Raw genomic sequence first — 15,639 nt, 5'->3', positions numbered from 1 at the left:
GGGGGTGAATTCGTCTATGAAGAATCATTGTAAGGAGAATATTTATTTAGTTGCTGGGAAAATGTGTTTTGGCTCTCCACGGCATTAACGTATATGACTCTTTTCTGGAAGTGAGGAAAGGAAACTAGGTGGTACATTCTTTCTGATTTGTCATTCGTTAGGGTGCATGGGTTTTCCTAGAGGTTGAATAAGCTTCTAGGATGGAACGCATGAATCCCGTACGCATTGTGGCATCGGGCGGCGTGCTGCCGCTCACATTCCCCGGCTCCCACGATGATACGGCCGTACCGGCGGATATTGTGCCGGTTGTTGCACTGACCGCCATGATTGGTGAGGTTCCTGTGGTGAAACTCATCCCAGAAACCTTATTGTCCACCGAAACCCTCATCATGGGTCGGTTTGGCCTGGACCCTCAGCCTGCCCCTCGGCCGGTAGGTCGAGGCCGATCTCGTGCCATTGGTTTCCCCACCTGGCCGATCATGATCGACCAGGACAATACCGAACATGCCCTCAACCTGGTTGCTGATATTGAGTGGGCGAAAAAGGTAGTCAAATTTCAAACGAAAAAAGTGCGGGATAGGTTCCAGGAGCTTACCAAAATGCTCAGCACGGCCGCCCCGCATTTCGTTCCCACTCTGTTGGAGGAGCTTGCCCGTATTTTCGATGATTCGGGATTCCAGAAACTTGCCATGCGTGCTTTTAACAAGGCTCGCAAATTTGAGCGTACTTATGGTTTACCGATTGATCCTGATAGGCATCGTCAAGTATTTACCGAATTCACCCGCCGCGGCATTGTTTCTCCGAAAGAAATGGTTTTTGAGGCCACTAGTTGCATACAGCGCTTCTCCGACCCGGAGGATGCCTACCAGTATTTCCTTGAGATTATTACCAACCAGGTGGGTGTTGGTATTCCTCCCTATGTTGGTTTACCCCGGGATCTCATCAGGGTGGCGAAACCCACTGGTCGTACTCCGCAACAGGTTGGTGAGGAACTCCTCGATAACATTTGTGGATTAAGCGGAATGCGGCGTGCCCCTGCTGGTTTCGCCAAAGCTTTGAGTAAACGCATGGTTGGTCTGCTCGACCATCGGCCTTATGCCATAACGCAACTCTTTTTTGCCCCACCAAGTGATTGTCGCTCGTGGCGTAGCCCTTATCAGTTAGAGGAATGGGTGACGGATTTTATTTCCATTGGCGGACCTACCATCCTGCAAGAAGATCCAATGCATTTTCGGCGTTGGCTGCTGAACGTTCTTGATGCTTTGGTGGGTAGGTCCAATGATAGTTTCAGCCTGTTCAACCTCATCGTATCGAATAAGGATGTGATTTCTGCTATCGAATTGAATGAGACCTACCTTGATCTTCCCTTGGAGTTCATCGGGGCATTGACCGTTGCTGGTGTCCAATGGCGTCTAGATAATGCTTCACCCAAAGAAAACGACCAATTGAACTCATTCTTTTATAGAGTTTTATATTGTTGGCATCCCCAGTATAGAGAAGCTTTGTATTGTTTAAAGGTTCCGCAGATAAGGGCGCATATTTTGTGCGGTTGGACGCTAGAAAAACTCATGGAAGACAAGGATGCCATTGCTCGGGCTGGTGCTGGGCTATTATACGATGAGTTTTTAAATAATGAGTGTCAGCACCTGAATACTGCGCTGTTTTCTGTTATTGACCGGTTTGTTACCAGTTTTACGCTTGCGGCTGAGGCTAAGTTACCGCTTGGGAATTTGGAGCGTTTGGTTAAGAAGGCGAATGTGGATGCTGCCACGATGCTTGCCACTAATCTTGCTCATGGACTGATTACTGAGCTTACTTGGCCGGAGTTGGAGCGTCATATTCATGCTATGCGTGGTGAACTTTCTCCGGAACGTGGTATTGGTCCTAGGCTGCAGATTACGGAATCTTATCCCGGTGTTGTGGCGTTCTGTGGCACTAAGGTTGTGGTGGTTGCTGGGGACACCACCCTCCTCGATACGAAGATCAGCACCCCATACGTCCCGTTCGATATGGTTGCCGTCTCCGATGCGGTTGGTGACCAGGTGTTGGCGTTCAGCTGTTCTGGTGTTTATGACGTGGCAGCAACATGGGATGATGGGTATAGTGTTTCACTATTAATTAGTGGTGAATCTTATCTTTTTGATAAGCCTAAGCCGCGGTATAGTTCCTTAGCGACTCCTGATGGGCGGGTGGTTGGCGATATCCTCTTGCGTCCCACTGACCGCGAGTTTAATCGCACAATTAGTGTTGTGTATGGTGACAATGCTGGTACCATATGGTGCTCCGGTGATGAGGGTTATGGTGACGAGTGGCGTAACACTATTTTTCAGTATGACCCAATTACCGGTATTTACACTATGAATCAACCGCCTCAGCAGGTGGTCGATCTTGCCGAGACCGCCGACATCACCATTGACTGGGCGTGGACCACGTTTCTTCCCGCCCCGGTTGATAATGATGCTGCCCGAGCAAAAATCATTCCCGTCATCGATACCGGTGAGTTTTGTTGCGTTGCGGGTCGTACTAAGGACGAGAAGCAAGATTACTCTCTGGTCGCAGGGGATGGCACCCGTTATCTTCATGACACGCCGGTGTGTGGCGTAACTACTTTTGGTGGTGTCACCCGACTGGTAGGTGTTGAGGAGTTCGGTACAGTCTTGTATCTGCCTGGGGTTTCCGCTGTCCACGGTGAACTTGCAACCATACTGGATGATCGTGGGGAACCCCATTGGATGTATCAGCTGCCGTGGGTTGCTTGGGGGAATCTCACCCTACGCGATGAGGAGGCCTCCCGCAGGTTGCGTGCCGTGCAGCCCGCTGATGTTGCTCCGCTGCTGGCTGCCCTGGAACCGGAGACTGGTAAGAGTGATACCACTGTGGACCGGGAAAACAATATTCCTGATGGGAAGTGCATGTATGCACCTTTATCTTTCAATTGTCAGTCGGGGTCCGCCGCCATGAAGGCTGCTGCCGACCTGTTGGGCACCGATGATCGGGAGTTGTGTGTGAGTGTGGTGCAGCTCGCCCTATCTGCACAAGCTAGTGTTGACAAACTTACGGAGGTGCTTGACCAAGTACGAGGGCAGCATGAGCATGGGGCTGTTGCGACTCATCATTCCACTGCAACGCGGAAAAATTTTTATCCTGACCATTCGGCATGCTCTACCTACGCGGTGATAGCGAAAGTACAGCAACTTAAGGAAGTGATTGATGGTGCCATTGATGTTTTTTACATTAAGAATGGTGTTAGACGATCATATTCCTGGACTTGGTTCGTTTTTGTTGGTCGAGAAAAAGCTCTCGTTTCTTGGGCTATGGCGCCATTTACTTCGCCGGCTGCCCGCATGGAGGCTGCCGCGTTGCTGCGGGAGCTTGCCGATGCCAAGATCGATAACCGTACGTGGCGGCAGGTGTGGGTCGACTGGTCCCGCATGTCCGCAGAACCCGATGATGCCAGGGTCGGCCTGAGCTTCACCGATGCCAACACCCAGGTCGTTGTCCTTGATCGGTTGTACCGTAACAATTATCGTCTGATCGTGGCCGGGAATGAGTTTCCTGAAACTGTATGTGGAGCCCCTACTTTTGGTGTGGCGAAAACCGCCTATGATCTTGGTGTTGAGCCGGGCATGAGCGCCGAGGAAATGCGTGTTTGGGCCGATAAGTTAGAACGCATGGGTGATATTGATCCTGGTGAGTGGTTGTCGCGCATGCGGCCGCTTATCGACGCCCTTACGACACGAACCTTCCTCACCGAGACTGCTGCAATCATGTTGATCGTCGGTGGTACTTACGCGTCTTTCACGAGGGTGGGGGGAGTTGACATTGCCGCCTTCTGTAGCTGTCACGCCGACCATGAGGAGCGTTGGGATGCTGAAAGAAAACGGAAGGAAACTATCAGCCGAAAACTTAAATTCACTGAAAAATCTACCCAGGCAGCCATAGAACTTTGCAGTCAGGTGGGTTATATTGATGAAGAACTTCTTACCATCGCTGCGTTCGATAATAACCCCGTGCTTATTGATGCTTTTGTTGCGAGTATTCCCGACTGTGACGTGATTGTTCCTGATCAGCTTATGGAGAAATATTTTGCCAAACAGTGGCAGGCTCCTGAAGTACAAATCCGTGTTCTTTTCCAGTTGATCTGTCGGCTCGAACCTAACCCCCATTTTTCAGGTTGGGACAGCGGCATGGCTGCTTCTATTGCTTTGGATCTAGCTATCAATTTGCCGGCGCAGGGTTTTGCTGATGATGCGGAGGCCAGGGAAGTGTGTTCGTTCCTGGCACACCAGCTCACCATGCTGAAAACCACCACCGATAAAGCTGTGGCACAACATTTCACCACTCTTCCACTTACTGGTGACATTAGTGGTGTGAAAGATGACCGGGATGCTATGTACTACCGGGGCTGTAATTTTGATGCATTCCGGGGTTTGACGGAGGGGTATTTCGATAGGATCATTGCCGACCTGGGGGATGAGACGAAGTCTCGGCCTGTTGGTTGTTATCGTGATCCGCGGGTTTCTGCGCCTGGTGTTGTGGCTGAGGTGTGTCGGGAGCTTGGGCTTTCTGAGTCGGCTGCTGTGTATTTTCTTCAATTGCTTGCGTTGGTTGATCCTACTGACTCTAATGTGAAGGCTTGGAATGGGTGGAAGAAGAAACAGTTTGATGAGGCCCGCGCTGAACTTGTTGCCCATGATCTTGTGGTTGAGGGGAAGCGTACTGGGGCTGGTCGGACTGTGTTTCTGCCTGGTGCTTGGTGGGAGGCTCAGTCGGGGAGTATGCCGGTTGAGGCGTGGAAGAGTAATTTTTATTTGATTCGGTATCGGGAGCGGTGTGAGAGTACGGTGCGGTGGTGTCCGCCTACTGAGCCGTTTGACCAACTATTTCCTACGGTGTGGGGTCGGTGGTTGTCTGGGGATCGCCCCAGTTTTGATGCCCTCACCACCAAAAAATACCGGCGATAACCTGGGATAATAATGATTCGCTAAGCATGTCCGACCACCATGCTTGACTGATGCCATGACCATACGCACACTCGTCGAGCCCCCGGAACCGGAATCCACCACCCTGCACGCCGTCACCTTCACCAACACCGATGCCGGCTCTGGCGTGGTGGTGGTCCGGTTGGTGCCCGAGACCCTCATCCCGGCGGAGGAGGCGACTTTGCAGGTCCTGGGGTTGGTGCCGACGCGGAGCAGGGAAGTGGGGCACACCACGACGCGGTCCGTGGGGTTTCCCGCCTGGGTGATTTCTACCCACCCCGCCGACACCCGCCAGGCGTTACGGCTGGTGTCGGACTTGGAGTGGGCGCGGAACACCATGCCGAAGGTGGCGAAGATTGAGAAGAAATTCGCCACGATTATTGCCGATCTGGGCGATTCGGTGCCGCATTTCGTCCCCACCCTCATGGAAGAACTGGCCCGCATCTTCGCCGCCGGCAGCAAGCAGGCCGCGGCGAAACGCGCCTTCGCCAAAGCCCGCGAATTCGAACGCACATACGATCTGCCGGTGGATTCGTGGCGGCACCGGGCCGCGGCTGCCGAATTCGCCGCCCTCGGCATCATCGGTGCGGCCGACATGACTCATGAGGCTCGGGCCGCCAGCAGTCAGTGTGCCAACCCGCAAGAAGCCTACAAGTATTTCCTGTCGTTGTGCATCAACCAGATTCGCGCTGGCGGGCAGGTGTATACCGGAATGTTGCGCGACGTCATCCGACTAGGCAAAGCAGCCGGCCACAGCGCCGCCGATAGCGGCGTGCACCTGGTAGAGGGTATCGCCGGCAGCCCCGCCCTCAAGACGGTGCCCTGGCAATTCTATAAGGAATTAGCCGAGCATATCCGGCCGGCAGCAACCCGGAAACCCGAACTGTACGCCCGGCTTTTCGCCCACAGCACCACACAGATCAACCGGTACGGCAGCGACCCGGGGGAGTGGTTCACCATGATCTCCGACCTGGGGGTCGTCGACATCATCGCATCCGAACAGCGGGTTTTCGTGGCCTGGCTAGCGAACATCATCTGCCTGGAACCATACACACCCCGCCGCGGTGGCGGCGACCTGACCCCCATCATCCGCGGCATCCGCGACAAGGCCGACCTCGTGCACGGGCAACACATCCCCGCGAACATAGCAAAAATCCCCCTGGAAATCCTCGCCACCCTCACCGCCGCGGGCGCGACCTGGGACAAGAAACCCACCCAACAACCCGTGGGGGAGGCTAACCAGTGGCGCCGGGTGCTTCAGCGACTGCACCACTGCCATGCCAGTGTTTTAGACCTCAGCGACCTGTGCGCTGATGCTGAGCTACTCGCCGCCACCCTGGGGGATTTCTCCCTCGCCGACATTCCCCACCACGCGGTCCCAACCTTGGTGGCCTGCGGTGGCACCGGGCTTTTCGACGCCCTCACCCAAGCCGCCCTGGACGAACTCGCCCGCGCCAACCACCCTCTCATTGGACGAACGAACTTTCGAAAACTTGTGGGTGGGATACCGCCACAAACCCTCAGCCCCACCACCCGCGCCGCCATCACCCACCACTTCGACATCAGCCCGGCCACCATACTGGCGGCCAACCTCCACGCCGGCCTGCTCACCGAATACACCTGGCCGGAACTGGAAAACCGCTGGGCGGGCGTCGACAAGCGACCCGACATCACACTGTGGGAATCCTACCCCGGCGTCATCGTCGCCACCCCGGACCGAATCGCCTACATCGAAAACGACACCACCATATCCGAACACGATCACGTCGACACCAACAGCGACGCCGGGCAGATCGCCGTGGGCGAAAACATCCTCACCATCCGATACGTGGCCGGCACTATCGGCTTCAACGCCGAATGGGCCACCGGGGTGCCGCAACCGCTCAACCTTCACCAGTGGCGGCACGGCCACTACGAACTCTCCACCAATACGCTGCCCATCCCCGCCGGTAGGCTTTACGGCGGCGGAATAGCCCGCCACGCGGACGCCACCGCCACAGACGTGCCGGGGACGGAAATCACCATGCCCGAAGGCAACGCATTCGGCGACAACGACGGCCACACCTGGCATACCGTCCTCCGCAAAGACCCCTGGTCAGAAACCTATGCGATCAGGCAAGTAAACCCCGAAACCGGCAGGGAACTGGGCGCATCACAACCCGAGGCGCTGCGCAGCCTGGAACGCACCACCGCCACACCCATTGACTGGGGGCGCAGTACTCAACTTCCAACCTGCATCATGGGCCGCGACTACCGCCCCCACCACCCGCAACTATTCTTCCGGCAGGAACCACACGACCCACTCCTATTGTGCGCAATACTCAAGCCTCTTGATGGCACCTATCCACTCATCGACGCCGACGGCATTCCTCACACATCACCCGTGGGAACGGTCGGCTACCTGCACCTTCACGGTGTCACCTACCTTTACACCGAGGACGGGCAACTCCTTAGACCAGGTACCAGCGAACTCGCCATGATCGCCAACCCCACCTATGACAAATGGGGAAACCGCCATTTCTTCCATGACCTGCCCTGGAATGCCTGGCGTAACCTCACCATCCGCAGCCCCAAAGCCAGCGAGGTCCTTCGGGCCATCACCAAGGAACAAGCCCAACAATTACTCGACAGCCTTTCCGCGGGCAACCCACACCAGGTTGCCGCGAACCTGTTAGGTCTCGACCCCGATGACGATCTCTGCACCAGCGTGGTCCAAGCAGCCCGGCGCGTCCAAGAACACTGCAAACCACAGTAATCGGCCAAACACGTCCACCCCCATAGCTAAGGTGGGGGCATGAACATTACCCCGCTCACCGTTTCGTCGCCGACAAGCGCACACACTATTAACGCAACCCGATTCACCAACGGCACCACCACCATTGTGGAACTCGTGCCGAAGCCACTACAGGCAGTCACCGATAGCCTCATGGGCATGCGCGGCCTGCACCGCACCACGTACCGGCCCGTCGGTTGGGCGCCACCACAACCGGTCGGATTTATCCACTGGGTTGCCATCAACCACCCGCAAAACATGCCCAACATGCTCAAATACCTGCGGGAACTCAGCTGGGCGGAACACAATGTGATCACCAACCCGGTCAAAGTAAAAATCCGCCTACAAAAATCCATCGACGACATTATCGTGGTCGCACCCCACTGCGCCCCTGCCTTCATCATGGAACTCGCGCACTATTTTGCGGCAGAAAAGAAAAGCAGCTTCGTTAAACCATACCTAAACCTCATCCACAAGCTGGAAAAAACCCATAACCTTCCCATCGACTACGACCAGCGAATGACATACTTCGTGGAATTCGCCGGCTGTAAAAAAGTCGTGACCGGGAACATCATGTGGATGGAAGCGGAAAACCTTGTAGCACAAGGCTGCACCCCGCAGCAAATAATCGACTACCTGGCGCAAATCATCACCGCAGCAACACGCCATGATAATGTTCTGTACGACATCCGGTGGCGGCTGGGGTACAGCAAGGAACTCAACGGTGACAGCGTCGACAACATCATGCTGAAAGCAGTCTTTAGTGTGCAAAAACTATTGCCACAAGCCATCGGCCATTTCCGAGAAACCGAAAACGCCCAATCAATCCGAAAATTCATTCGAGAAAACCGCGAATGCCAAGAACAACTCATTGCCGCCCAGCCCTGGGGTTGGGAAACCGATGCCTGCTACGAAGTGCTCTGCACCACCGAAGCCTGGCAGGAACTCACCCATAACCCACGCCGACTTGCGGAATGGTTACTCAACCATTTCACCAGCCCCAGCCCGCGCACACGCGCCTGGGTTATTGACGCCATCAAACAGGCCCGAGGCGGCTTCGACGGCATGACACTACCCGCGAAAAAACTGGGCTATGGTTCGCTCAATATCATTGACGCGCTTGTCGACGCCGGCGCTACCTGGGACAATCCCGACGGGCCCACAACCCTATACGGTGCTTTATGGACCCGGTGGTGTCGGGAACTCGACGAAATCGAAGGCGACCTGCCCGCCATCGCGGCCGATCCACACCTGCGCCGCAGCGTCAGCAACGCCCTCGACGTCATGCACATTATCGACCGAAGTGAGCTATTCCTCCGCTATAAAGCGGCTGGGGAACTTGCGGCCGTCGCCCTCGACCGCTTCGCCGACCACCGCCGGGACACCACCCAAAACCTAGGTGCAGTCGACTGGTATTACGAAAAGAAAATTCTTAGCCTCACCAACTCGCGATGTCGGCAGCTCAACCCCGAAGCAATCGACCGCATCATGGACTTCGACCCAGTGACCGAACTCATCAACACGATCAGCTACCAAACCGATCAAACCCACTACCGCACCAACCACGTCCCATCCAGGCAGGAAGCCGCCGATCTGCTGGCCCTCGACCACCTCGACCCCACCATGGCCCTCATTGTGGCCAACATTCACGAAACCCACAACTGGTTCACGAAACTCAACCAAGAAATCCGCGGCACCACCTCTACCATTGGTACCCTCACCGACCCTGCTGCCCGATACCTCTACGAGCTAGAACAAACCCGCGGCAACCCCACCGCCAAATCCATCATCAACCAAATCACCGACCTTGCCGACCGGCTTGCTCGTCCCCAACAATTCGCCCAATCACCCAAAGCCGGCACCTTCGTGAACGCTTGGGTTCGCGGCATCGGCCACGAACAAACCCTCACCGCACTGCTCGCCCGACCACACATCAACCCCGAATTAGCAGCAGAAATCCGCGACTTCCTCATCGCTGCCACCCACGCGGGTGTCTACGGCAGCGGCTGGTGCTACCGCACCGAAGTCCGAGAAACCGACGAACAAGCACTCCTCGTCGGATGGCACCATGGTGCCTGGGTTTTGGAATCCCGCTGCGCCTCACACCGCCGCACCACCCACATGCTCGTCCACCCCGACCACACCAACCTCGGCGCCCTCCGCCTCGTTGATGAACCACCCCGCAGCCTCACCGGCGAACAATTCCTTCACCAGCTAGAACAACTCGACACCATCCATCAAGCCGCCACCCCCATGCTGCCAGGTGGCCTCACGCTGGCCGAAGGGGTTGACCGACTCGCAGGCTACACCACCCTCACCCCCGACGCTGCCCACGCCGTACTTTCCGGGGTCATGAACGACAACGCAACCCCACAACTCTACGCGCCCGGCATGGTGCGAGACATCCTCGATGCTGGAACCACCAACAACCTTATGGAAACCGGCCTCGATTTCGCCGCCATCGGCGACTACTGGGATAGCTATTACGGTGCCCCCCAACTCCACCTCACCGACGAGGAATACGCCCAGCTCATCCCACTGGAACTCAAAGAACCATACGTCCGGGTGGCCAACACCCTCACAGACAAATTTTATGACGTCTCCTCAGTCATGAGCCAATACCTCGTCATTCTCATCGCCATGGCCCACCTGTTTCCCCGCACCGACCCGCGCCGGGCTGCGGTCGCAGACCAACTGCTCCGGCTGAAAGACCTCGCCATCCGTCAGGCAGGGGAGGGCCACTGGCGAATGCTCTTCACCGGAAACCTGGGCGAACTACAGCCCGGAAACTCCCCGAAATTGCTGGACTGGCAAACTATTCGAGCACTGACCGAGGGGCACATGGACGAACTCATCGCCGACCTGCAACAGGCACCCCACCAGGAAGCCGCCGCTGCCGGAAACCCATATGATCCATGCGTGAGCGCACCCGAACTGGTCACCCAGGTCGTAGGCACGCTCGGCATCCCGCAAGACAGCGCCAGGTATTTCCTGCAAATCGCCGCACTCCCCAACCCCACCGACAAAAACGTGCGCGCTTGGAACGGGTGGAAACCCAAACAACTCACCAACGCCGCAACACCCCTCGTGGAACGAGGATTGGTAGTGCAGGAGAATCGACGCGCCGGGCGCACCCGATTCCTCCCCGGCGACTGGCTTCCAAAAACAAAACTCATGCCCCTCATGGAAGAAGCGAAAACCCCGCTCTACCTGATCTGGAACACCCCGAAACCCCAGCCGGTGGTGCGGGGCTGCCCACCCCTGGTGCCCTTGCCGGTTTTGTTCCACCGAGCCTGGGATCTCCACCAACAGCAATAGTACATCCTTTCGAACATGGGTTTGAGGGCGGGCATACATGTCCGACAAGGAAACTATGGTGGACAACCATGGATATCCGCCCGCTCACTACTCTGGAAACCCCCACCGAGCCATCCAACCGCGTCAAGGTGCAGGCCGCACGGTTCAGCGGCGACGGCATCACCATCGTTGAACTGACGCCCACAGATACCCTCCCCGTGGCAACGATTCGGGCAGCGACAAGCGGGCTGCGTCGCACCCACACCCAGGTGATCGGCTGGACCACACCACGCGACACCTGCACACTGCCAATACTGGGGTGGGCACGTGGCATGGTCCACACCCGACCGCACCTGGTGAAAACCCGCATGGTCAAAGTAATCAACCAGTTGGCTGCGACCAGGCCGCGCCGGGCTATAAGCGTTGTGCGGGAGTTGGCACGTTACTATATGGAGGCCGGTCGGTCCGATTTCTTGACCGCCTACCTCGACCAAATCCTGTGGATAGCGCGCCACCATAATCTGCTGCTTGACCCCGAACGCCGGCTGGCCGTGTTTCGGGAATTCGCTGCATGGAACGCCCTGAACATCGACCATGTGCGGGCGGAAGCTGCTACCGCAGCCCAACATTTCACACCAGAACAAGCATTCCACTACCATGTGCGGCTCGTTGCTTTGGCCTCCCGGTCGGGCATTACCATGCAGCCGGATCTTGTAGACCAGGCTCGGCAACTTGGCGCCACGGTGGGGCTCGACACCGATCGGGTGGATGCCGCGGTGGTAACGGCGGTCTTCGACACAACCGGCTTTCGTGCCGCCCCGGAAACATTTTTTGCTATGGTCGGCCGATCGTTACGGGCGTTGGTTCGTTCCCGCCCTGATTATCAGGAAAAACTTCTTGATGTTCGCCCAGAATTTATGACCCTGGACCGCTACCATGACCTATTAGAAGGCACCGAGGCCTGGGACGAACTGGCAAAAAACAAGTGGGAATTCGCCGCATGGCTCAAGGATCTCATCTTCGACATCATCGTGGATCACCCCATTCCCTTCCCGCCCCGAAAGTGGCTCATTGACGCCATCCACCAGGTCAGGCGTGCATGGGGGTGCCTGGATGTGCCGGATAAGAAACTCCGATACTGCCCCCTGGACGTTACTAACGCACTCGTCGCTATTGGCGGGGTAGATGAGTACGATGTTTCGGGAGATGCGTGGATGTGGGAGTGCTGGTTTGATAGTAAAAACTACGAGGATATGGGGGTGGAGCGCAGCAACTTGTCGGCATTAATGAGGAACGACCATCATTACATTCTCGAACATCACCTTGATGTTGCAGACATTGAGGACAATCTACCCGTCATTCGTGAACATGAAGTAGTCGATGACATGGCGCACAAGAAATTGATTGAGACGCCTGGGACAGCATTTGGAAGCACCGTTGCTCGCTGTTTTGAACAAGCGCTTTCCGTGAGTATCGGCTCCATTGAATTATGGAAATATCACACAAGAACCCGCAACCTAGTTCGAATATATCAACTGTTTGCCTCACATGTTTCATTCTACGATCTAGTGGGTTACTGTTACGAGAATGAGGCTGTTACGTCGCTGAACGACGCCTACGCTGCCTTCGGGGAAGGCTTCCCCTATGATCTTGGGATTTTTATCCCCGAACTCTCCGAGGTCATGTCCAACCTTGACGACATCGACCACTGGGCAACCAAGACCACCACGTATCTCCGCAGCCTCGATAATCCCTTCACCGTGCTTACCGAGCCGGCCGCCGCATACCTATACGAACTCAGCGGATACCACCCCGATCTGAACCTCACCGCCGCCGACATAGCGGCGCAATTCACGCAGCTTGCCGACGAACTGGCGCACCCCCAACAATCCGGCCCGCCGCCACGCATCCCCATCACCAACAACCTGTGGGTGCAGGCCATCGGATGTGACGCCATAATCCGACAACTATTACAACGCCCCTTCGTCAACCCGCAACTCGCGGAAACAGTCTGCAAATTCCTTGCAGCCGGTGCCCTTGCGGGCATTTATGCCTCGGATTGGCTGTACCACACGGTGCCTTACCACGTTGAGCTTTCTCCCGGTTGGCACCACGGCGCCTGGGTCGTCGAATCTCGCCGTGAGGGCAAACACGTCATAATCGACATGCTTATCCATCCCGACCACACCAACCTCAAGACGTTCGGCATTACCTTCACCCAGGACCTTGCTCGCAGTAACTATGAACCAGAAGATCTCTTTTTATGGTTGGATATGACCTACACAGTCGTCATCAGTCGCCTCGGTGAAATACCGATTAACCTGGCCAAACGGTGGAAACAGCAAAGCATTTTCCCGGGCAACCTTCCCATTGAAACCATTGCGGCGCTGCTTGTCGACGCCACCACCCTCACCCCGGCGGCCATCTACTATGTGCTGCTCGGTATCACCCCCACACACCCGCAGGGCATGCCGCGCAGGTTGCGAATCATCGCCGAAGACCAGCTCACCTCCGACATCACCATGGGGCTTCTTCGCGCCTACAGCTTGCCCGACATAGTGGCAGGCCGTTGGGCTAAAAACTACGGCACACCACAACTCCATCTCAGCGATGACGAATACGCCCAGCTCATGCCGCTATGCTCCCGGATAAAAGTGGGGGAGACCTTAACGGATCGGCTTCCTGACACCCCGGACAAAGCGGCGGAATACCGTGTGCTTCTGCGCCGCATGGCCCACATGTTCCCACCGGATGATCCACGTCAACGTGTTGTGGCAGATAAGCTGTGCGTACTAGATCACCTTGAGAAATCAGACAACCCTATGTAACCAATCGTGTCCGCCCTCGTCGTTACAGTAGGCACCATGAACATTGACACACTTGCTTCCCCGACGGCGTCGGCAAGCGATGCCGAAGTACACGCAGCCCGATTCACGATCGGCGACATCACTGTGGTGCGGCTCGTACCAACAAAACTATTGCATGTGACGGAAACTGTCCTGGAGACAGTTGGCCTGACACCGGCCACCACCAGGCAGGTGGGGAGGACGGCAGCAACACAACCCATGGGATTCATCGACTGGGTGGCTATTCATCGCCCAGACGATTTGACGGTTGCCCTACCCTACCTGGGCGAACTCAGTCGAGCACAAGGCGCCGTAGCCAGCAAACCAACCAGGGTGAAAAACCGGATGAAACCGGTGATCGCTAAACTGGAGGAGGAGGCACCACACTGCGTACCGGCGTTTATTACCGAACTGGCCCGCCACCTCGCGATGGCTGGTCGCGCCGGGTTTTTAACCCACTACCTGAAACAAATCGTTAAGGTAATATCCCAATACGATCTCCCCATCGGCTCGCCCGAATACCAAGAACTACTATTTGAATTTGTCTCATGGCGGGCAATGACCTCTCGCGTTTTGCGGGACGAAGTAGACATCGTGGAGCGATCGCTCGAACCCCAAGCAGCCTTCGATTATGCGTACAAGCTCATTGTTGCCCAAGCACAAGCCGGTGGGATACTCGATAAGGCCGCTGTGATTATCTTGCATCGTCTGGGTAGGCCATTGGGGCTCAAGCCAGCTGACATCATTGATCGTCTGCTCGCCGATATCATTTATTCGAAAGGGTTTACTACAGCAGAGCCGGAGTTCTTCACTAGGGTGGAATCATCACTGCGGCGCATAGTGCAGGCTGACCGTGAGCGGCAGGACCATCTTCTTGCTGTTCGGCCTGTCTACATGTCGCTGGAATTCTATCACGAGCTCTTGGTGGATACCGAGGCGTGGCGGGAACTTACCAGTGACAACCGTGCGTTCGCCCACTGGATCTGTCAACTTATTACTGCACCTGGTGTGGTATACACCCAACCGTGGCTTATTGATGCCATCTACCGGGCCAAGGACGAACTTGATGGTGTAGTGCTCCCCGCCATAAAACACAAATTCCGATGTATCAATAGCCCAGATCTTCTTAACGCACTTGCTGATGCTGGTGTGACCTGGGAAAAACCCGACGATCTTGGGTGGTGGTGGGATGGTTGGTATCGAGATCACTATACCAATTTAGCGGGGGTGGCTGCAGACCCGTATCTCCGCGCCAAAGCTATTCGTGAGCTCAGCGTTACCGACATTATTTCACACATAGACCTATTTCTCGCTAATGAGCCAGTTAGGCAACTAGCGGCAGCTTTTCTTGATCGGGTGTACGAAAACCGTCAGGTGTATTTGTTCTCCTACATTGGCTCGTTCGGAAGTCGGATTGCTGACTTAGCCCACCCCGAACTTTGGCTCATCAATGCCCAAGCCATGAATCAGATTTTTGCCTTTGACCCGGTGATCGAACTGGCCGCCTATATTAAGGTATCAAAACGTAAAGCTGCTAGGTTACTCGAAGATGCTGATTATGCTAATTCGTGTGGCCCCGATATTGCCAAGGTGGTGGTAAAGATGCGGGAAATCGAACGGTTGTTTACCGAAAACCGAGCTGTCGTGCGTGAATCCGCCGTAGGGTACAGTGAAAGGGAAGGTCATTGGGGGACAATCATCCGCAACATAATAAAAGATATCGAAAAACGATTCGGTTAAA

Annotated in this window: 5 protein-coding genes; all 5 read left to right on the top strand. The window is 55.8% G+C overall.

Going from position 1 to position 15,639, the window contains the following annotated elements; genetic code table 11:
- The first annotated feature begins 209 nt into the window (after positions 1–209).
- The 5 genes from HBA49_RS06945 (at position 210) to HBA49_RS06925 (ending at position 15,638) form a co-directional block, all read left to right on the top strand.
- Positions 210–4,964 (top strand): hypothetical protein, encoded by a 4,755-nt coding sequence (locus HBA49_RS06945; RefSeq protein ID WP_005527004.1) that lies wholly within the window; start codon positions 210–212, stop codon positions 4,962–4,964.
- Positions 4,965–5,019: 55 nt separating this feature from the next.
- Positions 5,020–7,737 carry a hypothetical protein gene (locus HBA49_RS06940; protein ID WP_005527385.1) on the top strand — a complete coding sequence of 906 codons (2,718 nt, stop codon included), beginning with the start codon at positions 5,020–5,022 and terminating at the stop codon, positions 7,735–7,737.
- A gap of 39 nt (positions 7,738–7,776) precedes the next feature.
- On the top strand, positions 7,777–11,073 hold the full coding sequence (locus tag HBA49_RS06935; protein WP_005526968.1) for a hypothetical protein: 3,297 nt from the start codon (positions 7,777–7,779) through the stop codon (positions 11,071–11,073).
- Positions 11,074–11,141: 68 nt separating this feature from the next.
- Complete coding sequence (locus tag HBA49_RS06930; RefSeq protein ID WP_005527108.1) at positions 11,142–13,880, top strand: hypothetical protein; 2,739 nt, start codon at positions 11,142–11,144, stop codon at positions 13,878–13,880.
- Positions 13,881–13,916: 36 nt separating this feature from the next.
- Positions 13,917–15,638, top strand: coding sequence for a hypothetical protein (locus HBA49_RS06925; RefSeq protein ID WP_040432234.1), 1,722 nt, complete (start codon positions 13,917–13,919; stop codon positions 15,636–15,638).
- Position 15,639: the final 1 nt, after the last annotated feature.

Source organism: Corynebacterium matruchotii, from assembly GCF_011612265.2.
Lineage (GTDB): Bacteria > Actinomycetota > Actinomycetes > Mycobacteriales > Mycobacteriaceae > Corynebacterium > Corynebacterium matruchotii.
This window is presented reverse-complemented; position numbering and strand designations above follow the sequence as displayed.

Bases quoted from the DNA above. Each gene is read 5' to 3' on its own strand.
- HBA49_RS06945 (WP_005527004.1), top strand. From the start codon at position 210: ATGAATCCCGTACGCATTGTGGCATCGGGCGGCGTGCTGCCGCTCACA.
- HBA49_RS06940 (WP_005527385.1), top strand. From the start codon at position 5,020: ATGACCATACGCACACTCGTCGAGCCCCCGGAACCGGAATCCACCACC.
- HBA49_RS06935 (WP_005526968.1), top strand. From the start codon at position 7,777: ATGAACATTACCCCGCTCACCGTTTCGTCGCCGACAAGCGCACACACT.
- HBA49_RS06930 (WP_005527108.1), top strand. From the start codon at position 11,142: ATGGATATCCGCCCGCTCACTACTCTGGAAACCCCCACCGAGCCATCC.
- HBA49_RS06925 (WP_040432234.1), top strand. From the start codon at position 13,917: ATGAACATTGACACACTTGCTTCCCCGACGGCGTCGGCAAGCGATGCC.